This window comes from Xylophilus ampelinus (assembly GCF_003217575.1).
In the GTDB taxonomy this organism is placed as follows: Bacteria; Pseudomonadota; Gammaproteobacteria; order Burkholderiales; family Burkholderiaceae_C; genus Xylophilus; species Xylophilus ampelinus.
In genome coordinates this window covers 76,274-100,972 of sequence record NZ_QJTC01000002.1, presented here as the reverse complement: position 1 = coordinate 100,972, position 24,699 = coordinate 76,274, and the positions used below count along the sequence as shown (strand labels likewise).

The 24,699-nt window shown below is 67.7% G+C and carries 27 protein-coding genes, 1 tRNA gene and 1 other RNA gene; 18 read left to right on the top strand and 11 right to left on the bottom strand.

The features are described 5' to 3' along the window. Positions 1–36: 36 nt before the first annotated feature. Positions 37–1,893: a glutamine--tRNA ligase/YqeY domain fusion protein gene (locus tag DFQ15_RS01950; RefSeq protein ID WP_110464350.1), complete on the bottom strand. Its 1,857-nt coding sequence runs from the start codon at positions 1,891–1,893 to the stop codon at positions 37–39. Between the two features lie 235 nt (positions 1,894–2,128). On the opposite strand from DFQ15_RS01950, the gene DFQ15_RS01945 reads away from it, so the two are divergent. From DFQ15_RS01945 to DFQ15_RS01935, 3 genes are all read left to right on the top strand, one after another. Then, a complete protein-coding gene (locus tag DFQ15_RS01945) occupies positions 2,129–2,506 on the top strand; it encodes a hypothetical protein (RefSeq protein ID WP_110464349.1) in 378 nt (125 codons plus the stop codon). Between the two features lie 209 nt (positions 2,507–2,715). Then, a complete protein-coding gene (locus DFQ15_RS01940) occupies positions 2,716–3,915 on the top strand; it encodes a lyase family protein (RefSeq protein ID WP_110464348.1) in 1,200 nt (399 codons plus the stop codon). A gap of 43 nt (positions 3,916–3,958) precedes the next feature. Further along, complete coding sequence (locus DFQ15_RS01935) at positions 3,959–4,396, top strand: carboxymuconolactone decarboxylase family protein (RefSeq protein ID WP_110464347.1); 438 nt, start codon at positions 3,959–3,961, stop codon at positions 4,394–4,396. A 184-nt stretch (positions 4,397–4,580) separates the two neighbouring features. On the opposite strand, the gene DFQ15_RS01930 is transcribed toward DFQ15_RS01935, so the two are convergent. From DFQ15_RS01930 to DFQ15_RS01900, 7 genes are all read right to left on the bottom strand, one after another. Then, a complete protein-coding gene (locus tag DFQ15_RS01930; protein ID WP_110464346.1) occupies positions 4,581–5,258 on the bottom strand; it encodes a YbhB/YbcL family Raf kinase inhibitor-like protein in 678 nt (225 codons plus the stop codon). Positions 5,259–5,442: 184 nt separating this feature from the next. Then, entirely contained in the window at positions 5,443–6,249 is an 807-nt protein-coding gene (locus DFQ15_RS01925) for a M90 family metallopeptidase (RefSeq protein ID WP_110464345.1), read from the bottom strand. Between the two features lie 40 nt (positions 6,250–6,289). Next, on the bottom strand, positions 6,290–7,069 hold the full coding sequence (locus DFQ15_RS01920; protein WP_110464344.1) for a UDP-2,3-diacylglucosamine diphosphatase: 780 nt from the start codon (positions 7,067–7,069) through the stop codon (positions 6,290–6,292). Positions 7,070–7,146: 77 nt separating this feature from the next. After that, positions 7,147–7,653 carry a peptidylprolyl isomerase gene (locus DFQ15_RS01915; protein ID WP_110464343.1) on the bottom strand — a complete coding sequence of 169 codons (507 nt, stop codon included), beginning with the start codon at positions 7,651–7,653 and terminating at the stop codon, positions 7,147–7,149. A gap of 29 nt (positions 7,654–7,682) precedes the next feature. Beyond that, positions 7,683–8,285, bottom strand: a complete 603-nt coding sequence (locus DFQ15_RS01910) for a peptidylprolyl isomerase (RefSeq protein ID WP_110464342.1) — start codon at positions 8,283–8,285, stop codon at positions 7,683–7,685. Next, positions 8,285–9,607, bottom strand: coding sequence for a L,D-transpeptidase family protein (locus DFQ15_RS01905; RefSeq protein WP_233504229.1), 1,323 nt, complete (start codon positions 9,605–9,607; stop codon positions 8,285–8,287). Before DFQ15_RS01905 ends, DFQ15_RS01910 begins: the two co-directional genes overlap by 1 nt. A gap of 95 nt (positions 9,608–9,702) precedes the next feature. Beyond that, complete coding sequence (locus DFQ15_RS01900; RefSeq protein WP_110464341.1) at positions 9,703–10,845, bottom strand: nuclear transport factor 2 family protein; 1,143 nt, start codon at positions 10,843–10,845, stop codon at positions 9,703–9,705. Between the two features lie 189 nt (positions 10,846–11,034). On the opposite strand from DFQ15_RS01900, the gene cysS reads away from it, so the two are divergent. The 6 genes from cysS to DFQ15_RS01870 all read left to right on the top strand — a co-directional run bounded on the left by cysS (position 11,035) and on the right by DFQ15_RS01870 (position 16,799). After that, positions 11,035–12,414 carry a cysteine--tRNA ligase gene (gene cysS, locus DFQ15_RS01895; RefSeq protein WP_110464340.1) on the top strand — a complete coding sequence of 460 codons (1,380 nt, stop codon included), beginning with the start codon at positions 11,035–11,037 and terminating at the stop codon, positions 12,412–12,414. A 30-nt stretch (positions 12,415–12,444) separates the two neighbouring features. After that, entirely contained in the window at positions 12,445–13,182 is a 738-nt protein-coding gene (locus tag DFQ15_RS01890) for a DNA-3-methyladenine glycosylase family protein (protein ID WP_110464339.1), read from the top strand. Between the two features lie 56 nt (positions 13,183–13,238). Continuing rightward, the gene (locus DFQ15_RS01885) at positions 13,239–14,216 is read left to right on the top strand and encodes an acetyl-CoA carboxylase carboxyltransferase subunit alpha (protein WP_055833119.1); all 978 of its coding nucleotides are present in this window, start codon (positions 13,239–13,241) and stop codon (positions 14,214–14,216) included. A 105-nt stretch (positions 14,217–14,321) separates the two neighbouring features. Next, a complete protein-coding gene (tilS, locus tag DFQ15_RS01880; RefSeq protein ID WP_110464338.1) occupies positions 14,322–15,353 on the top strand; it encodes a tRNA lysidine(34) synthetase TilS in 1,032 nt (343 codons plus the stop codon). Positions 15,354–15,380: 27 nt separating this feature from the next. Then, positions 15,381–16,649, top strand: coding sequence for an aspartate kinase (locus tag DFQ15_RS01875; RefSeq protein WP_110464337.1), 1,269 nt, complete (start codon positions 15,381–15,383; stop codon positions 16,647–16,649). 57 nt (positions 16,650–16,706) lie between these two features. Beyond that, a tRNA-Ser gene (locus DFQ15_RS01870) sits at positions 16,707–16,799 on the top strand. On the opposite strand, the gene DFQ15_RS01865 is transcribed toward DFQ15_RS01870, so the two are convergent. Continuing rightward, positions 16,767–17,141 (bottom strand): hypothetical protein, encoded by a 375-nt coding sequence (locus tag DFQ15_RS01865; RefSeq protein ID WP_233504228.1) that lies wholly within the window; start codon positions 17,139–17,141, stop codon positions 16,767–16,769. The two genes, DFQ15_RS01870 and DFQ15_RS01865, sit on opposite strands and share 33 nt — an antisense overlap. Before the next feature lie 121 nt (positions 17,142–17,262). Next, entirely contained in the window at positions 17,263–17,592 is a 330-nt protein-coding gene (locus tag DFQ15_RS01860) for a hypothetical protein (protein WP_146228618.1), read from the bottom strand. A 172-nt stretch (positions 17,593–17,764) separates the two neighbouring features. Here DFQ15_RS01860 and DFQ15_RS01855 point away from each other — a divergent pair, with 172 nt between their 5' ends. The 9 genes from DFQ15_RS01855 to DFQ15_RS01810 all read left to right on the top strand — a co-directional run bounded on the left by DFQ15_RS01855 (position 17,765) and on the right by DFQ15_RS01810 (position 24,236). Continuing rightward, positions 17,765–18,019, top strand: coding sequence for a hypothetical protein (locus DFQ15_RS01855; RefSeq protein WP_110464335.1), 255 nt, complete (start codon positions 17,765–17,767; stop codon positions 18,017–18,019). Further along, positions 18,016–18,189: a hypothetical protein gene (locus DFQ15_RS17350; RefSeq protein ID WP_158528992.1), complete on the top strand. Its 174-nt coding sequence runs from the start codon at positions 18,016–18,018 to the stop codon at positions 18,187–18,189. Before DFQ15_RS01855 ends, DFQ15_RS17350 begins: the two co-directional genes overlap by 4 nt. 158 nt (positions 18,190–18,347) lie before the next feature. Continuing rightward, positions 18,348–19,247 (top strand): replication initiation factor domain-containing protein, encoded by a 900-nt coding sequence (locus DFQ15_RS01850; RefSeq protein WP_158528991.1) that lies wholly within the window; start codon positions 18,348–18,350, stop codon positions 19,245–19,247. Continuing rightward, a complete protein-coding gene (locus tag DFQ15_RS01845) occupies positions 19,244–19,564 on the top strand; it encodes a single-stranded DNA-binding protein (protein ID WP_110464333.1) in 321 nt (106 codons plus the stop codon). Before DFQ15_RS01850 ends, DFQ15_RS01845 begins: the two co-directional genes overlap by 4 nt. A 209-nt stretch (positions 19,565–19,773) precedes the next feature. After that, positions 19,774–19,998 (top strand): hypothetical protein, encoded by a 225-nt coding sequence (locus DFQ15_RS01840; RefSeq protein WP_110464332.1) that lies wholly within the window; start codon positions 19,774–19,776, stop codon positions 19,996–19,998. 4 nt (positions 19,999–20,002) lie between these two features. Then, complete coding sequence (locus DFQ15_RS01835) at positions 20,003–20,233, top strand: major capsid protein (RefSeq protein WP_110464331.1); 231 nt, start codon at positions 20,003–20,005, stop codon at positions 20,231–20,233. Between the two features lie 1,591 nt (positions 20,234–21,824). Then, on the top strand, positions 21,825–22,130 hold the full coding sequence (locus DFQ15_RS01820; protein WP_110464328.1) for a DUF2523 family protein: 306 nt from the start codon (positions 21,825–21,827) through the stop codon (positions 22,128–22,130). Between the two features lies 1 nt (position 22,131). Further along, a complete protein-coding gene (locus DFQ15_RS01815; RefSeq protein ID WP_158528990.1) occupies positions 22,132–23,376 on the top strand; it encodes a zonular occludens toxin domain-containing protein in 1,245 nt (414 codons plus the stop codon). Positions 23,377–23,663: 287 nt separating this feature from the next. Continuing rightward, the gene (locus DFQ15_RS01810; RefSeq protein ID WP_110464326.1) at positions 23,664–24,236 is read left to right on the top strand and encodes a recombinase family protein; all 573 of its coding nucleotides are present in this window, start codon (positions 23,664–23,666) and stop codon (positions 24,234–24,236) included. A 327-nt stretch (positions 24,237–24,563) separates the two neighbouring features. On the opposite strand, the gene ffs is transcribed toward DFQ15_RS01810, so the two are convergent. Then, an RNA gene (ffs, locus tag DFQ15_RS01805) (signal recognition particle sRNA small type) lies at positions 24,564–24,660 on the bottom strand. Positions 24,661–24,699 lie beyond the last annotated feature (39 nt).

The window sequence follows — 24,699 nt, the reverse complement described above, 5'->3', positions numbered from 1 at the left end:
TGGGCCATGGAGTGCGGGGAGCGGCTGGCGGTCGCCTCAGCGCCCCCAGCTGTCCTTCAGGCCGGTGATGCGGTTGAAGGCCGGGCCCGGCGTGTCGCCGCCGTTGTCCACCGCGAAGTAGCCGTGCCGTTCGAACTGCCAGCGGCTGCCGGGTGCGGCGTTCGCCAGGCTCGGCTCCAGCCGGGCGGTCACGGTCTTCAGGCTGTCGGGGTTGAGCACGCTCAGGAAATCGCGGTCGCCCGCGTCGGGATGCGCGTCGGTGAAGAGCCGGTCGTAGAGGTGCACCGGCGCTTCGATGCCGTCGCTGTCGCCCACCCAGGTGATGACGCCCTTGACCTTGACCGCATCCGCGCCGGGCGTGCCGCTCTTGGTGTCGGGCAGCAGGACGGCCTGCACCTCCAGCAGCCGGCCGTCGGCATCGACCGTGGCGCCGGTGCATTCGACGACGTGGCCGTACTTCATCCGCACCTTGTTGCCGGGCTTGGCCGTGCCGTCGGCCGCGGTGTGCGGCGGATAGAAACGGAAGAAGCCCTTGGGCGGCACCGCCTCGAAATCGCTGCGTTCGATCCACAGGTCGCGGCCGAAGCGCAGGCTGCGCTGGCCCATCTCGGGGTGGTGCGGATGCACCGGCGCGCTGCAGGCGTCGAGCGTGCCGGCCCCCATCAGTTCGTCCCAGTTGGTGATGACCAGCTTCACCGGGTCCAGCACCGCCATCGCGCGCGGGGCCTTCTCGTCCAGGTCTTCGCGCAGTGCGATCTCGAGCGAGCTGTAGTCGATCCAGCCGCCGGACTTGCTGGCGCCGCTGCGCTCGCAGAAGAGGCGGATCGCCTCGGGCGTGTAGCCGCGGCGGCGCAGGCCGGCGATGGTGGGCATGCGCGGATCGTCCCAGCCGCTGACCCGGCCTTCGTCGACCAGCTGCCGCAGCTTGCGCTTGCTGGTCACCACGTAGGTCAGGTTGAGCCGGGCGAACTCGTACTGGCGCGGCGCCGGCGCGGCCAGCAGGCCGCCCTCGATCAGCCGCTCGAGCAGCCAGTCGTAGAAAGGCCGCTGGTCTTCGAACTCCAGCGTGCAGATGCTGTGGGTGATGTTCTCCAGCGCGTCCTCGATCGGGTGCGCGAAGGTGTACATCGGGTAGATGCACCAGGTGTCGCCGGTGTTGTGGTGCGTGGCGCGGCGGATCCGGTAGAGCGACGGGTCGCGCAGGTTGATGTTGGGCGACGCCATGTCGATCCTGGCGCGCAGCACCGCGGTGCCGTCGGGCAGCTGGCCGTCGCGCATCGCGCGGAACCGGGCCAGGTGCTCGGCCGGGGAGCGGCCGCGAAACGGGCTGTCGGTGCCGGGCGTGGTGAAGTCGCCGCGGTTGGCGCGCATCTGCTCGGGCGTCTGCTCGTCCACGTAGGCATGGCCGGCTTCGATCAGATACTCGGCCGCGCGGTACATGAAGTCGAAGTAGTTGCTGGCGTAGTAGAGGTGGCTGGTGCCGTTCGACTGCCAGTCGAAGCCCAGCCAGCGCACCGCGTCGACGATCGCATCGACGTATTCCTGCTCTTCCTTCTCGGGATTGGTGTCGTCGAAGCGCAGGTGGCAGACGCCGCCGTACTCCCGGGCCAGGCCGAAGTTCAGGCAGATGCTCTTGGCGTGGCCGATGTGCAGGTAGCCGTTGGGCTCGGGCGGGAAGCGCATCCGCACCCGTTGAGGGTCGGCAGGGCCGGCCGCCTGGTGGGCCGCGTCGCCGGGGCCACCGCCCCAGTGGCGCCCGGCATAGGTGCCGTTGTCGAGATCGTTCTCGATGATCTGGCGGAGGAAATTGCTGGGGCGCGCCGCGTCGCGGGCCGTCTCGGGAGCGGTCGGCACCGCGGGGTTCGGCCGCGTGCCGGTGGAAGAGGAGGTCATCCGCCGATTCTAGGTGGCGCGATGGCACGGCCCGGCCGCGGAGGCAGGGTGCCCGGTCGGCGGTCCATCCTTTCATCCGCGGTCGAACCGCGGCGATCGGTACGGCGCTGGCGATCTGGCGGCGTTACCCATGGAAACCACAATTCACCTTCCCCTGCCATCCGGCGCAGACTTTCATGCGTTACTGATTACGAGGCGCCGGATTTGCCGGAGCGCCCTTCCAAGGAGATCCTCCATGATCGCAAGCATCTACCGTCGTTTGGCTCTCGGCGCCGCCGTTGCTGTCGGCGCATTGGCTACCGCAGGCGTCGCGCACGCCCACGGTGGTGTGTCGTGGTCGCTCGGCATCAGCACACCGGACCTCGGGTTCGGTGTGGCGGCCCCGACCTATTACAACCCGCCGCCGGTGTACGTGCCCCCACCGCCGGTGTACGTCGCCCCGCCGCCGGTCTATATCCCGCCCCGTCCGGTGTACTACAACCCGCCACCGGTCTACGTGACACCGCAGCCGATCTACTACGCCCCGCCGAGTGGGTACTACGGTCCTCACCGTGGTTACTACGGCCCGCCGCCGTACTGGCGGGGCGGCGGTTACGGTGACTGGCGCCGCTGAGCGATGTACACCGGGCCGTCGCCTTGCCGGCGATGGTCCGCAGGGTGTCCAAGCCGTGTCCCTTCTGGCGAGGGATACGGCTTTTTCGTTTTCCCGGCGGGTATGCGGTTGCCGTTCCGGTCGCGGATGTCGTTCGTCGGTCGGGCAAAATCGCGCTTTGCGCAGCCGGCGCTTCTCCTGAGGCTGCGCTTTCCACCGACACCGATCCCATGAGCAGTCTGTTCGACGTTTTCCTCTCGACCGACGAAGCCCTGGGGGCCTTCAGCCCGCCGTGTTTCGTCGGCGCGATGCTGCGCTTCGAGGCGTCGCTGGCCCGTGCGCAGGCCCGGGTCGGCCTGGTGCCGGCGGCTGCGGCCGAGGCGATCGCCGGCCAATGCCATGTCGAATCCTTCGACGTCGCGCGGCTCGTGCGCGACAGCGGCCGGGCCGGCAGTGTCGCGATTGCGCTGCTCGAGGCGCTGAAGGAGCGGGTGGGCGCGGTCGATGCCGCTGCCACCGCCTTCACCCATTTCGGCAGCACCAGCCAGGACGTGATCGATACCGCGGCCGCCTTGGTCACCCGCCCGGTGCTGGACCGGATCGACGCCGACGGCCGGCAGCTGGTCGCGGCGCTAATCGACCTGGCCGAGCGCTATGCCGCCATGCCGGTCCTGGCCCGCACCCTGGGCCAGCCGGGCTCGGTCACCAGTTTCGGATGGAAGTGCGCCCAGTGGGCCGCGCCGATCGCCCGCAGCCTGCGGCAGGTGCGGGCGGCGGCTGCCGAAGCGCTGGCGGTGCAGCTGGGCGGGGCGGTCGGTACCCAGGCGCAGATGGCCGGCAGGGGGCCGGCGGTGGTGGCGCTGATGGCCGTCGACCTGGGACTGGCCGCGCCCGATGCGCCGTGGCACACGCAGCGCGACCGGTGGGTGGCGCTGGGATGCGCGCTCGGCGTGCTGGTCGGCGGCGTCGGCAAACTGGCGCGCGACTTGGCGCTGATGGGCCAGTACGAAGTGGGCGAGGTGGCCGAGCCGTCCGAACCCGGCCGGGGCGGCTCGTCGGCGATGCCGCACAAGCGCAACCCGGTCGCCTCGATGGTGGCGCTGGCGGCGGCGCATCGCGCGCCGCAGTGCGTGGCCGCTCTGCTGGCCGCGATGCCGCAGGAGCACGAGCGCGCCCTGGGCGCCTGGCAGGCCGAGCTGGCCGAATGGCCGGTGCTGCTGCAGTCGGCCCACGGCGCGGTGCGTGCCCTGGCACAGGCGGTGCCCGGCCTGCGGGTGCATGGCGACCGGATGCGCGCCAACCTCGACCGCCTTCGGGCCGAGCTGCCGGCCGCGGCCGCCGAAGAATGGTTCGCCCCCACGCTGGCCGACCATGCGGCCGGCCTGGCGCGCGAGCAGGCCGGCCGGTTGCGGGCGCTGCTCGCCGGCTGACCCGCCGCGTCCCCCGCATCCCTCCTTTTTCCGAAAGCCTCCGATGCCCGCGTCCACCACGCCCGATCCGCAGCAGCAGGAATACGACAGCGGCATACTGAACCGCCGCCGCGTCCTCGGCGACGCCTGGGTCGACAAGGCCGCCGCCAATGTCCACGCCTACAACGCCGAGTTCCAGCACCTGATCACCCGCCATGCCTGGAACGACATCTGGGGCCGTCCGGCGCTGGGCGATCGCACACGGCGCTTCATGGTGCTCTCGATGATGCTGGGCATCCATGCCTACGACGAGTTCGCGATGCATGTCCGGGCCGCGCTCGACGGCGCGCCCGATTCCCGGCTGGCGCCCGACGAGATCAAGGAGGTGATCCTGCAGGCCGCGATCTATTGCGGCGTGCCGGTCGCCAACCACGCCTTCGGCGTCTTCACCGCCATCCTGCGCGAGAAGGGCCTGCTGCCCGAAAAGCCGGAAGGCGCCTGACCCTGCCCGCGCAGATGGCGCAGAGCCGCGGGCCGACCCGCCGGGGTGGGCTTCGAATCCCGCATGGCCGACACGGCAGCGATCAGGCCGTTGCTACAAATTTGATAGCTGATAGCCGGCGAGCTACGCCGGCTCCGGCTATTCTTCTTTCGAATTCGCATCGTTACGCCCGTCCGACGCGGCCTCAGGTCGCCAGCAATCCGGGTGTCCGCGTCACGACCGCGGGCGCTTCCTGGTCGGCCCGGATGCTGCCGTCCGGACGGGTGTAGGTGCCGATCAGCAGGCCGCTGGCGACCGCCCGGGCGTCGATCGCGTCGAGCACCGCCTCGCGGCCGGGCGTCTCGTCGAGCAGCGCCGTGTCGTCTTCCGGATCGGCGGCGGCCAGCGCGAACACCTGGAACGCGTAGCGATGCACTCCGTGCCCCGGGGGCGGATCGGGCGGCAGCCACGCGGCCTGCAGGTAGGAGTTGCGCCCGACGCGGCCGGCGGCGGGCAGGGTGCTGTCGTCCTGCGCGGGGCTCGCCAGGGCCGATTCGGGCAGAGTGCCTTCGGGGCCGGCGGGCAGGTCGACCACGATCGCATGCACCAGCGGACGCGGCGTCGGCGCATCGGCATCCTCGACCAGCAGCACCACCGACGCGGCACCGGCCGGCACGCCGCTCCACTGCAGCGGGGGCGATCGACCTTCGCCGTCGGCGGTGTAGAGCGCCGGGATCGGCGCGTGGTCGGCGAAGGCGAGGCTGGATACGGTGATCGCTGCGGTGCCGGTGCGCAGGTCGATCCGGTTGAAGGCGATCTCGTCGAGTCCGGCGCGTTGGTTGCGCAGTGCGTGGCCCAGGGCGTCGGGCAGCTTTTCGAGCATGGCGGGCTTCCTTGATGGAGAGGGGACGGTGCGGGCTTTAGAGGGCGTCCGCAGCGTGCCAGTGTGGCGAATGCCGGGTGCGGGCACCGTGTCGGCTTGTGTCCGGAGCCATGCTTTTTCTAAGCCGAACAAGCCTGTAGCCGGCGTACGATGGCGACATATAGCTATCAATATAATAGCAAATCTACTGCCGGCGAAAGAAGGCGTCGAAGAGCGGCGCCAGCGCCGGAAACTCGTCCGCGAACCGGACCCGGGCGACGAAGTAGGCCTCGCAGGCCACCGGGAAGAACTCCGACAGCGCCTCGGCGCCGTACGGGTCGAGCCACGGCTCGGCGCCGCCGAAGCGCTCGGCCACGATCACCTGTTCGCGGAACGCGTGGTAGGCCGGCTCCAGCACCGCCAGCCACGCCGCGCGCGCGGCCCGGGCGCCGCGCGCGCCGAGGAAGCCCGGCGGCAGGGGCGGGCAGCCGTCAGGCCCGCCGCCGCGCATATCGATCTTATGGATGAACTCGTGGATCACGACATTGGTGCCCTCGGCCGCGGTGTCGCCGGCCGCCGCCACGTCCTGCCAGCTGAGGGTGACCGGACCGCGGTCCATCGCCTCGCCGATCAGCGGCTCGTCGTAGCGGTGCACGATGCCGGCCTCGTCGGTCACCTCGCGCGGTGCCACCACGCCCGCGGCATGCACCACCACGGTCACGAAGTCGTCGTACCAGCCCAGCACCTGCGCGGGCGGCCCCAGGTGCAGCAGCGGCAGGCAGGCCTGCGCGGCGATGGAGAGCGCCATCGCGTCGGTCACGACCATGCCGTGGGCGCCGTGGAATTCCTTGCGGCTCAGGAACAGGCCGCAGAGCGTGCGCAGCCCCGCACGCTCATGGGTCGACAGACCCGCGAGAAACGGCAAGTGCGCCAGGGTGGCGTCCCACAGCGGATCGGGAATTTCCACGCCGACGGGCTGCTTGCCGAAGAACGACCGGAATGCGCGCCACATGGGAGGGGGTCGTACGGTTGCGAAAGGGTGGGGCGCCGACCTAGACCAGCACGACGCGGGCCGCGCCGCCGCCGGCGATGCGCAGCACCTCGGCCCGGGGCGGGGTCGCCCGCAGGTCCCAGTCGGACAGCACCGTGCGGCGGCGGCCGCCGGCGACGGCATGGTCGGCGGGGCGGTGGGTGTGGCCGTGGACCAGGGTGTCGGCGCCCGAGGCGGTCAGCCAGCGGGCGACCGCGCCGGCATCCGCATCGGGGTAGTCTGCGCCGGAGCGCTTGCGCGATTCGCTCTCGCTGCGCATGCCGCGCGCGAGTGCCCGCCGCTCGGCCAGCGGACGCGCCAGGAAAGCCTGCTGCCAGGCGGGGGCGCGCACCTCGGACCGGAAGCGCAGGTAGTCGGTATCGTCCAGGCACAGCGCGTCGCCGTGCGAGAGCAGCCAGCGGCGGCCGAACAGGTCGAGCGCGGTGGGGTCGGCCAGCGCGGTCGCACCGCAGCGCGCCAGGAACGCGGGGCCGACCAGGAAATCGCGGTTGCCGTGCTGCAGGTAGACGGCGTACCGGTCGGAAGCCGCGCGCAGAAGATCTGCGCAGCGGGCCTCGAAGCTGCCGGGTGTGGCGGCATCGTCGCCGATCCAGACCTCGAACACGTCGCCCAGCAGCAGCAGCGCATCGGCCGGCGTGGCGCGCAGGTAGCGGGCGAACGCGTCGAAGGTGTCGGTATCGTCCGCGTGCAGGTGCAGATCGGATGCGACATCCACCGTGCGCCAAGTGGGCGGGGCGGTCAGCTCCGCCACCGGCGGCACGGTCGACGGGTGGGCGGCCATGGTCGTGTCAGCGCGGTGGCACGGGCGGCATTGTCCGGGCAGCGCAGCGGCGATCGGGGACCGGCAAGGCGAGGCTTTTAGAGTGCCACGGCCTTGGTGATGATGACGTCTTCCTGCGGCACGTCGTCGTGGAAGCCCTTGCGGCCGGTCTTGACGGTCTTGATCTTGTCGACCACCTCGGTGCCCGAGACGACCTTGCCGAAGACGGCGTAGCCCCAGCCCTGGGCCGACGGCGCGCTGTGGTTCAGGAAGCCGTTGTCGGCCACGTTGATGAAGAACTGGGCGGTGGCCGAGTGCGGGGCGTTGGTGCGCGCCATGGCGACGGTGTAGTTGTCGTTCTTCAGGCCGTTGTTGGCCTCGTTCTGGATCGGCGCGCCCGAGGCCTTCTCGTTCATGCCGGGGCCCATGCCGCCGCCCTGGACCATGAAGCCGGGGATCACGCGGTGGAAGATGGTGTTGTCGTAGTGGCCCTTGGCGACGTAGTCGAGGAAGTTCTCGACCGTCTTGGGTGCCTTGGCGGGATCGAGTTCGATCGTGATGACACCGTGGTTCTGGATATGCAGTTCGACTTGCGGATTGCTCATGGCAAGGTTTCCTTTGTAGAGAGAGGGGATCAGTTCACGACCGTTGCGGCAGTGATGGTGATGGGGGTGGTGGGCACGTTCTGGTAAGGGCCCTTGTTGCCGGTGGCCACGGCGCGGATCTTGTCGACCACGTCGGTGCCCGCGACGACCTTGCCGAAGACGGCGTAGCCGTAGCCGTCGGTGCCGGGCGGGTTCAGCATCGCGTTGTCCTTCACGTTGATGAAGAACTGCGACGTGGCCGAGTTGGGGTTGCTGGTGCGGGCCATCGCCACCGTGTACTTGTCGTTCTTCAGGCCGGTCGATTCGAAGGCCAGCGGCGCGCGGGTGGGCTTTTGCTGCATCTCGGCGTTGAAGCCGCCGCCCTGGATCATGAAGCCGTCGATCACCCGGTGGAACACGGTGCCGTCGTAGTGCTTCTCGCGCACGTACTGCAGGAAGTTCTCGGTCGTCTTCGGCGCCTTGGCGGCATCGAGCTCGATCACGATGTCGCCGGCGGTGGTGGCGAGCTTGACCCGCGGGTCGGCGGCGAGCGCCTGCGTGGCGGTGCCGGCCAGCAGCAGCGCGGTGGCGGCGATGCCGGCGGCGCGGCGGCTCAGCAGGCGGGCGAATGGGGAGGTGTGCGGAGTGTTCATCAGCCGATCGTTCCTTCGAAAAAAATTTGCCAGGGGCCGTGCGAGGTGCGCATCCAATACTGGCGGCGCACCGGGCCGGTTCGGATGCCTTCGGGCACTTCGCCGAAGGTGACCACCATCGTCTCGGTGGCCTCGTGCTGCCAGCGCAGCATGCTCAGGTCCTTGGCGCGCACCGGGCGGCCCTGTGCTCGGACGATGTCCTGTTGTACCACCGGGCGCCAGGCCTCCAGCGACTTGCCGTAACTGTTGAAATCGGGTGCGTAGAACGGCATCAGCGCGGCCATGTCGCCGGCCGATTTCGCCGCGCGCCAGCCCTCGAAAGCGTCCTCGAACGACTTGCCGGCGGCCCGCGCGGCCTGCGGCGGCACCCAGAGCAGCCGCTCGGCGATCACCACCGGCGTGGAGCGTACGGCCACCATGCCCAGGATGCGGCGCAGGTCGGGGTTGGCGATCACCACGCAGCCGTCGGTCGCCAGGGGCGCCCGCGAGAACTGGTCGGCCGGCGTGCCGTGCAGCCAGATGCCGCCGCCGGTCTTGCCCTGGCGCATGTCGTACGGATTGGGGTAGTTGATCGGCAGCGCGCCGGCGCCGTAGAAAGGTTTGAGCGTGCGCGGGTCGAGCTTGCTGGTGATGTAGTAGACGCCGAGCGGCGTGCGCATGTCGCCCTCGGCCGACTTCTCGACGCCCGACTTGCCGACCGAGATGTAGTAGTCGGCCAGCAATTTCAGGCCGCTGTCGGTGTTCTCGAACAGATAGAGCCGGGCGCGCGAGGTGTCGATCGCGATCGCATGGCGGCTGCTGGCCGAGAGCTGCACGAACTGCGCCGGCACCGTGCCGGCCGGCGGCCGCTCGCGCAATGCCTTGAGCCGCAGGTCGGACTCGTGGCGCAAGGCGGCCAGCGTGGCGGCCTGCGCGGCGTCGTGGTCGGGCAGGTCGCCCAGCGCGCGGACCATGCGGATCCGCTGCGCCAGCAGGTCTCCGTAGACCAGCTGGCCCAGCTGGAAGTTGGGATAGTCGGCGGTGAGCTTCTCGGCATCGGCCAGCGCACGGGCGCTCTCGCCGTCGCCGATCAGCCGGTAGATGGCGATCAGGCGCGCCTCTGCGTCGCCGTCGACGATCGGAGGGCGCGGTGCCGCCCGGACGGCGGCCGGGGCGGGCGCGGCCGTCGCGGCGGCCCGGGCGGACGGCCCGCGGCGCGGCGCGTCCTCGCGGGCGGCCCAGGCCGGCGACAGCGGCGGCAGGCCGGCCAGCAGCAGGCAGGCCACGGTGGTCGGCAGGGTCCGCGCCAGGGCGCTTCGGGTACGGGAAACGGAAGAGGGCAAGAGGAGACGCAATGTCGCTGTGCACACCCGGCCGGTCATGGCCGCTGCGCGCATATCCAGACGGCGGGACCCGCGGCCCCGGACGGCTGCGGGAATCAGCCGGTGGATTCCTGCACGATCTGCCACGTGTTGCCCGACTTCACCATCTCGAGCGTCTTGCGGCTGGTGACGTTGAGCGCGTCGGCGCTGTAGTCCTGGCGGAACCGGGCAGTGGCCTTGCCGCCGCCAGGCTGCACCGTCACCACCAGGTTCGACAGATTGAGCTTGATGCTCGACTTGCCGACGATGCGGGCCCTGCGCTCCGCTTCCCAGGCGGCACGCGACTGCTTGCCGGGGGTGCGGAACGACTTGTGGTAGGCGGCCAGGTAGCCCTTCATGTCCTGCGCGGCCCAGGCGGCGGCCCAGGCACGCACGGCGGATTCGACCTCTTCGCGCTCCTTGGCGACGTCGGAGGCGGCCGGCGCAGCAGGTGCCGCGGGTGCCGATACGGCGGGAGCGGACGGCGCAGGTGAGGAAGCAGGCGCGGGCACCGGTGCGGTGGGTGCCGGGGCAGGCGCCGGGCCGGGCGCGGCCGGCACGGGTGCGGGCGTCGGCGGCGCGGCCGGTGACGGTGCGGCGGCAGGTGTCCTGGCCGGTGCGGCGGGCGCCGCGGCCACCACCGTCGGCGCCGTGGCGGCGGCCTTGGTGGAGCGGGTGGCGGCGGGCGAGAAGAGGTCGCGGATCAGGGCCAGCTTGGGCGGCACGTTCGGGTTGGCGGCATCGAGCTGCAGCGCACGGCTGTAGGCCTGGCTGGCGAGCTTGGCGTACACGTCGCCCATGTTCTCGTGGGCGGTGGCGTAGCTCGGGTTGGTGCGGATCGCCATGTCGAGCGCGGCGCGGGCCTTGTCGTACTGCTTCTGGTTGGCGTAGAGCACGGCCAGGTTGTTGTACGGCTCGGGCAGTTCGGGAAACTCCTGGGTCAGCGCGGTGAAGGTCGCGATCGCGTCGTTCTGCTTGCCGGATTCTGTCTGGATCACGCCCTTCAGAAAGCGCATTTGCGGATCGCGGGGGTTGTTGGCCAGATAGCGGTCGGCTTTGAGTTGCGCATCGGCGAACTTGCCGGTGCGGATCAACTGGTTGACATCGGTGTAGTCGTCGGCCAGGGCCGGTGCGGACACCGACAGGCCGCCGCAGACGAGAGCAACGCACAGCGCCAGGGAACGCAGAGAAAACGGGAGGGCGGCGGCGCCTTTTTTCATAGAGCCTCGGGGGTCGGAATGCGGGACGTCACGGCCCGCCGGACGGGGCCGCGGGAGCTTATACTGCGGCGGATTGTAGCCGGGAGCAGCCTGCGTATCCGCGACGTCCAGGCCCGTGCCGATCCCCCCATTTCCCGCAAGAAGGCGCATGCGACCGGCATGCTGCCGGCCGTCCGGTTTCCTAATGTCATGAGCCTGCGCATCTACAACACGCTGTCGCGTGCCTTGGAGGAGTTTTCCCCGATCGAGCCGGGCCATGTCCGCATGTACGTCTGCGGCATGACCGTCTACGACCTGTGCCACCTGGGCCATGCCCGGTCGATGGTCGCCTTCGACGTGGTGCAGCGCTGGCTGCGCGCCTCGGGCCTGCGGGTGACCTACGTGCGCAACGTCACCGACATCGACGACAAGATCATCCGCCGCGCGCTCGAGAACGGCGAGACGATCCGCGCGCTCACCGACCGCATGGTCGACGCGCTGCACCAGGACGCCGACGCGCTCGGCATCGAGCGCCCCACGCACGAGCCCCGCGCGACGGACTTCGTTTCGCGGATGCTCGACCTGATCGGCGTGCTGGAGCAAAAGGGCCTGGCCTACCGCAGCGCCGACGGCGACGTGAACTTCGCGGTGCGCCGGTTCCCGGGCTACGGCAAGCTGTCGGGCAAGTCGCCGGACGAGCTGCGCGCCGGGGAGCGCGTCGCGGTGCAGGGCGGCAAGGCAGACCCGCTCGACTTCGTGTTGTGGAAATCCGCCAAGGACAGCGAGCCCGACGACGCCAAGTGGCCCAGCGGCTACGGCACCGGCCGGCCCGGCTGGCACATCGAATGCTCGGCCATGGGCTGCGCCTTGCTGGGCGAGAGCTTCGACATCCACGGCGGCGGAGCCGACCTGCAGTTCCCGCACCACGAGAACGAGATCGCCCAGAGCGAAGGCGCCACCGGCCAGCCGCTGGCACGCTTCTGGATGCACAACGGCTTCGTGCGGCTCGACAACGAGAAGATGTCCAAGAGCCTGGGCAACTTCTTCACCATCCGCGAGGTGCTCGCGAAGTACGACGCCGAGACGGTGCGCTACTTCATCCTGCGCGCCCACTACCGCAGCCCGTTGAACTACAGCGACGCCCACCTGGACGACGCACGCACCGGCCTGAAGCGCCTCTACACCGCGCTCGACCGGGTCATGCCCGAGACACCGTCTGCGATCGACTGGACCGAGCCGCATGCCGCCCGCTTCAAGGCCGCGATGGACGAGGACTTCGGCACGCCCGAGGCGATGGCCGCGCTGTTCGACCTGGCGAGCGAGGTCAACCGCACCCGGTCGCCCGCGCTGGCCGGCCTGCTGGTGGCGCTCGGCGGTACGCTGGGCCTGCTGCAGGACGCTCCGCGGGCGTTCCTGCGCGCCGGTGCCGCGGTCGATGCGGCGGCCGTCGAGGCGCAGATCGCGCTGCGCGTGCAGGCCAAGCAGGCCCGCGACTTCCCCGAAGCCGACCGCATCCGCCAGGCCCTGCTGGCCCGGGGCATCGTCCTGAAGGACACGGCTGCCGGCACGACCTGGGAGGTGGGCGCATGAGCCGCCGCACCCCTTCTCGCGAGGGCGACCATGCCCAAGTCCGCTGACACACGGGCCGCCGCAGCCGTCGAAGCCGGGGCCTGCGCCGTACCGGCCGCGGCCAAGGCGGTGCGCGCCCGCGCGGCCAAGGTCGCCCCGGCGCTAAAAGTATTCACGCCCGACTATTGGCAGGAAGCCTGCGCCCATCTGGTGGCCAAGGACCGGGTGATGAAGCGGCTGATCCCGCAGTTCGGCGATGCCTGCCTGCAGACCCGCGGCGACGCCTTCACCACGCTGGCGCGCAGCATCGTGGGCCAGCAGATCTCGGTCAAGGCCGCCCAGGCCGTCTGGGACCGTTTCGCGCAGTTGCCGCGCAAGATGACGCCCGCCCACGTGCTCAAGCTCAAGGTGGACGACATGCGGGCGGCCGGCCTGTCGGCGCGCAAGGTGGAGTACCTCTGCGACCTGGCGCTGCACTTCGACGGCGGCGCGGTGCACGTCAAGTCGTGGGAGTCGATGGACGACGAAGCCATCATCGCCGAGCTGGTCGCCATCCGCGGCATCGGCCGGTGGACGGCCGAGATGTTCCTGATCTTCTACCTGATGCGACCCAACGTGCTGCCGCTCGACGACCTGGGCCTGATCAAGGGCATCAGCGAGAACTACTTTTCCGGCGATCCGGTCAGCCGCAGCGACGCCCGGGAGGTCGCCGCCGCCTGGGCGCCTTACTGCAGCGTGGCGACTTGGTATATTTGGCGGTCGCTCGACCCGCTCCCCGTCGAATACTGAGCCGCGGTCGGCACACCGGCGCCCGTGCGGCGCCGGCCCCCATTAGGAGCAAGGCCTTGGCCAAGAAAACTTTCCTCGATTTCGAGCAGCCGATCGCGGAGCTCGAAAGCAAGATCGAAGAGCTGCGCTACGTGCAGACCGAATCCGCCGTCGATATTTCCGAAGAGATCGACCAGCTCGGCAAGAAAAGCCTGCAGCTCACCAAGGACATCTACAGCGACCTCTCGCCCTGGCAGATCACCAAGATCGCCCGCCATGCCGAGCGTCCTTACACCCTCGACTATGTGCGCGAGGTGTTCACCGATTTCATCGAGCTGCACGGGGACCGCCATTTTTCGGACGATCTCTCCATCGTCGGCGGCCTGGCCCGCTTCAACGGCCACGCCTGCATGGTGCTGGGCCACCAGAAGGGCCGCGACACCAAGGAGCGCGGCCTGCGCAACTTCGGCATGAGCAAGCCCGAGGGCTACCGCAAGGCGCTGCGCCTGATGAAGACGGCCGAGAAGTTCAAGCTGCCGGTGTTCACATTCGTCGACACGCCGGGCGCCTACCCGGGCATCGACGCCGAGGAGCGTGGCCAGTCCGAAGCCATCGGCCGCAACATCTTCGAGATGGCCCAGCTGGAGGTGCCGATCATCGCCACCATCATCGGCGAGGGCGGCTCGGGCGGTGCGCTGGCGATCTCGGTAGGCGACCAGGTGCTGATGCTGCAGTATTCGGTCTACTCGGTCATCAGCCCCGAGGGCTGCGCCTCCATCCTCTGGAAGACCAGCGACAAGGCCCAGGAAGCCGCCGATGCGCTTGGCATCACCGCCCACCGCCTGAAGGCGCTGGGCCTGATCGACAAGATCGTCAACGAGCCTGTGGGCGGCGCCCACCGCGACCCGAAACAGATGGCCGCTTTCTTGAAGCGCGCACTCAACGACGCCTTCCGCCAGGTGCACGACCTGAAGACCTCGGAGCTGCTCGACCGCCGCTACGAACGCCTGCAGAGCTACGGCCGCTACAACGACGTGAAGGCCGAGAGCAAGTAAGGGCTGCCGGCAGGCGCTGCGCGCTGGCCGATGCTTTTTTCGCGACCCTCCGCACCCGCGCGCCGTACCGGCCCGCGGGTGTGCTTTTTTCCGGACCGCATCCCCATGCCCCCAGCCGCCGCCAGTCCCGCCTTCGACGCCGCGATGCAGCGGTTTCGCCCGGCGCTGCCGCTGCTGGTGGCGTTCAGTGGCGGGGCCGATTCCACCGCCTTGCTGGCGGCCTGCGCAGACCGCTGGCCGGGTGAGGTGCGTGCCCTGCACGTGCACCACGGCCTGCAGTCGGCGGCGGACGGCTTCGAGGCGCAATGCCGCAGCACCTGCGAACAATTGGGCGTGCCGCTGTCGGTCCGCCGGGTCGACGCGCGGGCCGCGCCGGGCGACAGCCCCGAGAATGCCGCCCGAAAGGCCCGTTACGAGGCTTTCAGGCTCGAAGCCGGCGCGGATGGCCGACTTCTAGCTATAAAAAGCGTAGCAATCGCCCAGCACGCCGACGACCAGGCCGAGACACTGCTGCTGGCCCTCTCCCGCGGTGCCGGGCTGCCGGGCCTGGCCTGCATGCCGCAGCATTGGCGGCGCGACGGCATCGACTACCACCGGCCGCTGCTGACCGTGCCCGGGGCCGCGGTGCGCGCCTGGGCGGCGGCCCGGGGGCTCGCCTGGGTGGAAGACCCGACCAATGCCGACGAGCACTTCACCCGCAACCGCATCCGTGCCCGGCTGCTGCCGGCGCTCGACGCCGCCTTTCCGCAGTTCCGCGACACGTTCGCCCGGAGCGCGGCCCATGCGGCCGAGGCGCAGTCGGTGCTGGCCGAGGTGGCGGCGGCCGACCTGGCGGCCGTCGGCGATCCGCCGGCGATCGCGCTGCTGCAGGGCCTGACGGCCGGCCGGCGCGCTCTGGTGCTGCGCCACTGGCTGCGCACCGCGCACGGCGCGGTCCCCAGCGCCACCCAGCTGGCCGAGTTGCAGCGCCAGCTGCTGGCCTGCACCACGCGCGGCCACCGCCTGCACCTGAAGGTGGGGGAAGGCTTCGTGCGCCGGGAGGGCCCGGTGCTCGGTTGGTACAATCCTGCGGTTTTGGATCCTCACGCAGCACGGAACACCGCGGCGCCCCAAAACCTCCCGCCCCCGGCGCCGTGAGCCGCTTTCGTCATCCGCATTCATTCCATGGCACTGATCGTTCACAAGTACGGCGGCACGTCGATGGGCTCGACCGAGCGCATCCGCAACGTCGCCAAACGCGTCGCCAAATGGGCGCGCGCCGGCCACCAGATGGTGGTCGTGCCCAGCGCCATGAGCGGCGAGACCAACCGCCTGCTGGGCCTGGCCAAGGAGCTGGCGCCCACCCGCCCGGGCGATGCCTACGGCCGCGAGCTGGACATGCTGGCCTCGACCGGCGAGCAGGCCTCGTCCGCACTGCTGGCGATCGCGCTGCAGGCCGAGGGCATGGAGTCGGTCAGCTACGCCGGCTGGCAGGTGCCGATCCGCACCGACAGCGCCTACACCAAGGCCCGCATCGAGTCGATCGACGACGTGCGGGTGCGCGGCGACCTGAACGCCGGCAAGGTGGTGATCGTCACCGGCTTCCAGGGCATCGACGACCGGGGCCACATCACCACCCTGGGCCGCGGCGGCAGCGACACCTCGGCCGTGGCCGTGGCGGCGGCGATGAAGGCGGCCGAATGCCTGATCTACACCGACGTCGACGGCGTCTACACCACCGATCCGCGGGTCGTGCCCGAGGCGCGGCGCCTGCAGACGGTGAGCTTCGAGGAGATGCTGGAGATGGCGTCGCTCGGCTCCAAGGTGCTGCAGATCCGCTCGGTCGAATTCGCGGGCAAGTACAAGGTCCCGCTGCGGGTACTGAGCAGCTTCACGCCTTGGGACATCGACATCGCCGAAGAGGCCGTGTCCGGCACCCTGATCACTTTCGAGGAAGACGAACAAATGGAACAAGCCGTCGTATCCGGCATTGCCTTCAATCGCGACGAGGCCAAGATCTCGGTCCTGGGCGTGCCCGACAAGCCCGGCATCGCCTACCAGATCCTGGGTGCGGTGGCCGACGCCAATGTCGAGGTCGACGTGATCATCCAGAACCTCTCGAAGGACGGCAAGACCGACTTCAGCTTCACCGTGCACCGCAACGACCTGCCGCGCACCGTCGAGATGCTGCAGACCAAGGTGCTGCCGTCGCTGGGCGCCGACCGTATCGAGTCGGACGCGAAAATCTGCAAGGTCAGTATCGTCGGCATCGGCATGCGCAGCCACGTGGGCGTCGCCAGCAAGATGTTCCGCGTGCTGAGCGAAGAGGGCATCAACATCCAGATGATCTCGACCTCGGAGATCAAGACCTCGGTCGTGATCGACGAGAAGTACATGGAGCTGGCCGTCCGCGCGCTGCACCGCGCCTTCGACCTCGACCAGCCCAAGGCCTGAAAAATCCAGCCGCGCAGCGAAATCGCCGCCGGCATCAGGCATAATCTGCTTCTTCCAGGAAACGTGACCGAGTGGCCGAAGGTGCTCCCCTGCTAAGGGAGTATGGGGTGTAGAGCCTCATCGAGGGTTCGAATCCCTCCGTTTCCGCCAAGATTCAACCCCGCTAGTTTTAGGACTTGCGGGGTTTTCTGTTTTCTGGTCGACCGGGAATGCGCCCAGCATTGCCCTAAAGCTCGCAGCGGCAGCGAGCTCGTCCACGTTGGTAGAAACCGCCAGGTCTTCCTCCATCGCCTCCATAAATGCCCGTGCTGGTTCCTCGCCCAGGATCGCACGCAGCTTGCCTCGAACGCGCCAGTTAGCTGGTCGCCGCCCCTTCTTCATCTCGACCAAGTTCGAAGGCTCAAGGTCCAAGAGAGCTGCCAGCTTTCGTTGGCTTCCAGCTATCGCCGAGGCCTCGTCGATAAGTTCCTTCAATGCTTCAAGTGTTCTCAAAATGGCAATACTCCGTTACGATGTTGGTACCTAAATGGCATCGACGCCAATTTGGTAATTTTCACACGGAGCCGGTATGCCCTCGAACACCACCCCTTTAAGCACTTCCCCATTCGGGGATTCAGGCTTTTTTGTTCCCTTCCCTGGCAGCGATAAACGCATAGATCGCGAGGCCTATCGCGTGGCGGTCCTCGACCTGGCTGCACTGCTCGGCAAAGACCAGCAGTTCTTCGTAGAGCTTTCCCTTCGGCTGCGACAAGTTGCGGCGGATGCTCTCGCCGAGCAGCGTGGCGAGTTCAAGGACCTGCTCGAAGCTTGCCGGGCTCACTTCGTTGGGTGCTATGGATTGGATGGCACCCATCAGATTGGGCTCGACGGTGCTGCTCGAGAGGGAATGTCGAACTGCGCGTCCTCGGCGGAGTTCATCGAGTTCGTCGGAATGGTCGGTCATCCGCGGAGTCTCGCATGAAGCTCGCCTCCCCTTTAAGCACTCCCCCGGCCGCGAAGCGCGCGGCATCTGTCTTGCCGGCTCCTGCCGTGCGTGGCCGTGGGGAGTGCCCCGGCCAATCCGGTGCCGGCATGGTCCCCATGTTCCTCGGCACGCTCCCCAAGGTGGGGAAGTAATGCGCTTGGTCGCCAAGCACGCCGCAGTCGGCTACCAGACCCCTGGCCACCGTCCAGGCTGCCGCAACTGCGCCCACTTCGAGGTCGTCCGGCACGACTCGGTTGTCATTGCACCGCGGACATCCTGCACCAAGCACGACCTGGAGGTCACCAGCGGCGGCATCTGCAACGACCACCAGCTGGCCCGTCGCCGTGGCGAGTCCGAGCTGCTGTTCCTGCGCCGTCAGATCGACTGGCTGGCGACCGCAGCATGACCTACACCGTCCACTGTCTGCCCGGCATGCTGGCCCTCGGTCAGGCCCGCCGGGTCTTCACCTCCGTCCAGGCCTTCGACGGCTACATCTCGACGGTTCGCGCAGCGGGCCTGCGAGTCTTCTTCAGCTCGCCCACGGCTTGCACCATCACCCGCGAGGCCCAGGCATGAGCGCCAGCCAGTTCCACGACTCCCCCCCATCCCCACGGGGGGGGGTGTCCTGGCGCCTGCGCGCCGACGGCGGTTCGGCTGTCCCTTCCGCCCGTGCTGTAACACGGGTGGAAAGTACCCCCTCCGCACGTGCCACCCCGGCCGCAAAGATCGACTGGATGAATGCCACCTTCGATCACCCGGCGATGACCCTCAACGGCCTTATCTCCTTCCTGGGGGGCCTGATGGTCGGCATGGTCACCACGAAGCTCGACGGCGGCCTGTTCGGCTTCACCGAGCGCCACAAGATGACCGCGCACATGCCGGACGGCTCGCGCGTCGAGATCGGCTCCATAGCCCTGGGCGGCGACAGCCAGAAGGGCCGCTGGCTGCTCCAGCTCAACGGCAAAGGCTGCGGCCTCATCAACGATTGGCCGAGCCTGCAGGAACTGCTTCAGGGCCTCGATGCCACCCTGTCCCGCGTAGACCTGGCAGTGGACTTTCTCGACGGCGAATACACCGTCGATGACGCAATGTCCCTGTGGCAGGAAGGCGCGTTCATCAACCGTGGACGTAATCCCGAACTGGATGCACAGGGAGCGTGGCACGAAGGCGGAACCAAAGGCCGAACCATGTACGTCGGAAAGCTCAAGAACGGCAAGACGCTTTGCGTTTACGAAAAGGGCCGGCAACAGAACATGCCGGACAGCGACTGGACCCGCTTCGAGGTCCGACTCGGCAACCGGGATCGCGTGATCCCGCTGCACGTGCTGACAAACCCGGACTCCCTTTTCGTGGGCGCCTATCCCGCGCTGGCCCACATGCTCGAAGCCGCTGCCGAAGAGATCCCCACATTGCGCGAGGAAGCCAAGGGCACGCTTGCCCACGGCCTGTACCACGCCGGCCGTTGCTTCGGCAAATACCTGCACCAGGCGCAGGAGGTGTCCGGCGTCAACGCCGTGGACCTTATCGAAGCCGTCCGCATCGTCGGCCTCCCTCGCAAGCTAGACCCCGCCGGCGGTACTGCCGGCCTCCAGTGGCCGGAGTTGCAGGCCCAGATCCACAGGTTGAAGCAATGAGCGAACTCGCATCCATCCCCAAGACGGGGAACACCATCGCCCCAATGGAAGTCGTCGTGCGCGGCAAGATCGACGCCGTCCGCCGGCACGAACAGAAGCGCTACACGCGAATCCTGACGCCCGCGCCCGACGCCTACAGCAGGCCGCAGACCGTCGAGATCCGCAGCAACCAGCAGCTCGGCCAGAAGGGGGACGAAATCACCGTCAAGGCCACCCTCGGCGGATACACCCGCAAGCCGTTCAAAAGCACTGACCGCGAGACCGGCGAGGTCAGCAGCATCACTCCTGTCGATATGACGCTGGACGCTGTCGAGTGATCGCAATCGCCATCCTCTGGGCGGCGCTCTCCGGCTTCGACCGGATGTACGAGGCCCCTCCGCCGGTATGCCATATGGCCGGCCATATCAATACGTGCGAGGCGCGCTAGTGGCCCCGCAGAGCTTTACGCCGGCCAGGCCGCAAGCCACCCTAGCGCAAGCGACGGGTGAGCGCAGCAACGGGCCGGCCTGGCTCGCATAAGGCACGTATGTACTGCCTCAAGCACGACGCGCAATCCGGCTATGTGGAGGTCGGGTGCGATACGCCCGATGCCCTCGTGGTCGTCACGCGGATGGAGCTTGCGCAGTACTCACCGGTCTATCTCGATATCGAATCTGCAAAGCAAATAGGGCTCGCTTTGCTGCTGGTCATGTCGGTGGCAGTTGTCATCCGAATGGCGATCAAGAGCCTGAGTCAACGAAACGAGGAATGAAGTGATGAATAAAGAAATCCTGACCCAAAAGCGCCTGCAGATTGTCGCGGTGGTGGCTACGGTCGTCGCCATGGTCGCCCCGGCAGCGCACGCTGACGCCTTGACCATCGATACGTCCGGCGTGGTGGCCACCATCAATTCGGGCGTGGCCGTCGTCTCGTCGCTCGGCCTGGCGGTGCTGTCGCTGGTCGTCGTCGTGAAGCTCTTCGGCTGGGTGCGCGGCGCCCTGCGCTGATCGGCGCCACGGTCTAACCCGGGGAGCGCTTACGAGCAGCTCCCCATTTTTTTGGGGGTCGTATGGGTTTCTGGGTTCTCGTCGGCATGGTCCTGCCGGTTGCCATCGTCTTTTGGCCTTGAGGCATTGGGATGTCGCATATTCACCGTCTTATCTTTGCTGCTTTGGTCGCGCTTGTCGTTTGCTCGACGCATGCCGCTGCGCTTTCTCCGACCTCGCAGTATTTCGCTTCATGGGGTCAGTACCGCACGGGGTTGATGGGTTCTGACCAGGCAGCGTGCATGGCATGGCAGGCGGTTTCGCCATTTGCGTCTTCCAGCAGTCGACGCATGCAGTGGGCCGGCGGACGCTGCGATCTGGTGCAGGGTCCGAACGCCGAAGTTCTAATCCTCGTAGACGTGGGTTCCGAGCTGCAATGTCCAGCGAATAGTCAGCTTGTCGGCGGTAGTACCTGCGCCTGTAATGACGGATTCAAAGAGTCCGGCGGACAGTGCAAGGCTGTAGAGGCATGTCCGGTCGGTCAGCAGCTCGACAACGGCGTCTGCAAGCCTGACACCGATTGCCCTGCGGCCGGCACCTCCGGCGGCAGCATCGGCTGGGCCGGAAACGGCCCTTCACGCGCATTTTGCGAGCCCTACGGCGCCAAGCATTGCTCTGTCGCGGTCGAGGGCGCCTGCGGTGATTACGGCGACGGCCGAGGCTTCCAATGCGCAGGCATCGGCAAATACACCGGGAGCACCTGCACTCCCTCAACCGACGGAGGCGGCGATGGCAATGGCGGGTCGGGCGATGGATCGGGTGGTAGTAGCGGCGGCAGTGGTGGCGGTGGCGCTGGTGGCGGCTCTGGTGGTGGCAGCGGATCGGGCGGTGGCTCGGGCTCGGGTGGCGGAAGCGGCGGTGGGTCGGGCTCAGGCTCGGGAGGCGGCGCGGGCTCTGGCTCCGGAAGTGGCGCGGGTGCTGGTGGCGGGAGCGGATCGGGATCAGGCGGTAGCGGCGGCAGTGGTGGCGGTTCGGGGGACGGCGGTGCCGGCGGCGCTGGTGCTCCTGGAAGCGCAGGTGCTCCGGGATCACCTGGTGCGCCTGGGGCCCCAGGCCAGCCCGGGCAACCCGGCCAGCCAGGCCAGCCAGGCAAAGATGGCCAGCCAGCCAAGGACGGCGGCGGAACCTGCACGGGCGACAAATGCGGAAACGGCACGGAGGGCTCGTTCGGAGGCTCGTGCGAAGCTGGCTTCACTTGTAAGGGAGACGCCGTCCAGTGCGCCATAGCGCAGGAGCTGCACAAGCGAGACTGCCAGTTCTATTCGCCCGACAAGGGTTCGCTCGCTACTGCGGCCGCAGCCGGCCACGACGAAAGCAGCGCCGACAAGCTCAAAGCCAAGGCCGACCAGGTCGACGTCGGCAGCTTCAACACCGACGGGTTCGGCTGGTCGCGCGGGTGCCCCGCTGACCCCACCTTCGATCTCGGCTTCGTCGCCGGCTCCGTCACTTTGCCTTGGTCCCGTGTTTGCGGGCTCCTCTCGGCTATGTCCATCGCCGCAGTGGCGATCACGGCATTGGGCTGTCTCACTTGGTGCATCGGAGGGAAAACGTAATGCCTTGGATCGCGTCGGTCATTTTGAGCGGGCTGCTCCAACTTATGGGCTCGCTCGTGGGGCGAGCCTTGATCGCCTTGGGCTTCGGCTTCGTGGAGTACCAGGGCATATCGCTGCTGGTGGACCACGTCAAAGATTTCGCTACCAGTGCCATGGGCAACATGGCCGGCTCCGGCCTTATTGAATGGGCCGGTTTCTTTCGGCTCGACGTGCATGTGCAACTCGTCATCTCTGCGGTGGGCGTCAAGATGGTGATGTCCGCGCTGGGTGGCTCCAAGGTGCGCCGGCTGGTGCAGAAGGGCTGACGTGATCAACTTCGTGACCGGATTGCCGCGTTCTGGCAAAACGTTGTGCGCACTGAGCTTTGTTAAGCGGGAGGCCGAGAAGGACCAGCGGCCCGTCTATACCTGCAATATCCCCGCAGTGACCATCGAAGGGTGGAAGACCATCGACCACCCCGACGAGTGGATGGACTGCCCCGATGGGTCCATCATCATCATCGACGAGCTGCAGGATTTCTGGGGCAATACCGGCACCAATGTCAAGCCGCCGCCCCCCATCCTGGAGCTGTCGAAGCACGGCAAGCGGGGCATCGACTTCTGGATCATCACGCAGGAGCCCGAACTGGTTCACAAGACGCCTCGGCTGCTGTGCCAGTTCCACTACTACGTGGTGCGCGTGTTCGGCACGCAGAACGCTTTGGTGCACAAGTTCTCGCGCATGCAGACGCACCCCGACAAGGTGCCGAAAAAGGCCAGTGCGCGCCTTGCGGCCATCCCCTACAAGTACCCCAAGGAAGCCTATGGCCGCCAAGACAAGAAGACCGGCATCTGGGTGGAGAAGCCTTGGTACAAAAGCGCCGACACGCACAACGTCAAGCGCGAGATACCGTACAAGGTGTATGCGCTGCCGATCGTCCTCGCGCTCGCTGGTCTCTCGCTCTGGGGCGCTGTCCACATGTTCAAGGGCGTGTTGACTTCTACTGCGTCAGGCATGCAGCCGGTGTCGGGCGGCGCGGTCGGATCGGATGCGAATGCTGCTGTGGCGCGTCCACCGGGCAGCACCGCCAATGCCCGCCCGCCGGGTCCGATTACCACCGCCGAATACGTGGCGAGCTACCAGCCGCGTATACAGGGGCTGCCGTATACCGCGCCGGCATACGACGAGCTCACGAAGCCGAGCCGGGTGCCGATGCCGGCGGCGTGCATCAGCTGGGAGAAGCGCGGGTGCCATTGCTTCACCCAGGACGGCACGAAGCTGAACACCACCGATGCCATCTGCAAAGAGATCGCAGCGCACGGCTTCTTCGAGGCCTTCCAGCGCGACAAGGGATCAGGTGACAGCCAAGGCGCGGCGACGCGGCAAAGGGCTGGCCAGGCCCCGCCCGCTGCCTCCTTGCCCGCCGCCTACACGACCCGCTCCCTCGCCCCCCAGGACCTGCCGACAGGTTCCCCTTCTTACGCCTCCCACGCCTCCCTCACCTCTGCCACACCTTCCCCCGATCTCTCGATGTACGCCTTTGCCGCCAGCACCCGCAACCCAGCCCGGTAGTTCCACGGCGTACAGCCGTGGCCCCACGGTGAGCGGCAACAAGCGCAGCGCCGTGCCGTCCCCAAGCTGGGGATGGAACTCCGCCGCGGCAGCCGGGTAGCACGGCAGAACGATTGCCGCGGTGGCGCGACCTGGTCAAGCCACAAAGCTCACCTGCGTGTCTCAAGACGGCTGTTTTGCTGGGCGCAAAGCCCCAATTTGTGTTTTTACACAAGGGGTCTATTTCTCCGGATCGTGCTTCTCGTGCCTGCTTACGCTGTGCATTCACATTCAAAAAGGGAGGCTCAGTGGCAGTTGTCGGCTATGCGCGTGTATCCACGCGTGATCAGGAAACTCACCTGCAAATTGATGCATTGAGGCACGCTGGTGCTGGATTAATCTATGAGGAAAAGGCTAGCGGTGCCAGTCAGCGCGGGCGCCCGGAATTGGCTCGGTGCATTGCCGAATTGCGGCGCGGCGATTTGCTCGTGGTCTACAAGATCGACCGTGTGGCGCGCAGTCTGTCGGATCTGCTGGACATACTGCGCAGGATTGAGAAGGCTGGTGCCACGATCAAGAGCGTCACGGAGCCTCTTGATACGACTACTGGCATGGGCATGTTTGTCGTCCAGATCCTCGGTGCCGTCGCGCAGCTCGAGAGGTCCATCATTCGGGAGCGATCAATCGCCGGCCAGGAAGCTGCGAGGCAGAGGGGCAGGGTGCCGGGGCGAGTGCGCGCTTTAAGCGCTGAGAATGAAGCGGCCTTGGTTGCCGATTACAGGGCCGGCGGAACCACATATCGAGAGCTTGGCAAGGTGTACGACGTGTCTGATTCGGTCGCTAAGCGCGCTGTCTATCGAGCTCGTGAGGGAGGCCGATAACATCCGTTTCCGCCAGACAAGCCCTTGAAATTCAAGGGCTTTTTTGGTTTCTGGGGGGTAACCGGCGGTCCGGCCGACACGTCCACCGCATCCAGTGCGAGTCGCCGGCGGCTTCGAGTCGGTCGCTACGGGTGCCACGAGCCTGCCGGACCAGTCGATGCGCAGTCCATCGCGGCGCGTGGTGATGCAGTCGGTGCAGATGGTTTTTGAAACCCGACGCTACAAGCCCCACGCAAGCCGGGAAGCAAGCGAAAACAGGAACAGTGATCGCAGCCGCCACCGAAAACCAGTGCCAGGGGAGCACGGCAGGCTGCTATGAGAATGAGGGTTGACGAGCCTTACCCCCGGCACTAGATCCACAGTTAGGGCTGCTTGGTTCCCCACCTGACCCGGTTGGCCGCTTCCCTATGCGGGGAGGCTCGTCAGCCGCGATTGTACCGTGTCTGTCGGCGCGGTTCGGCTT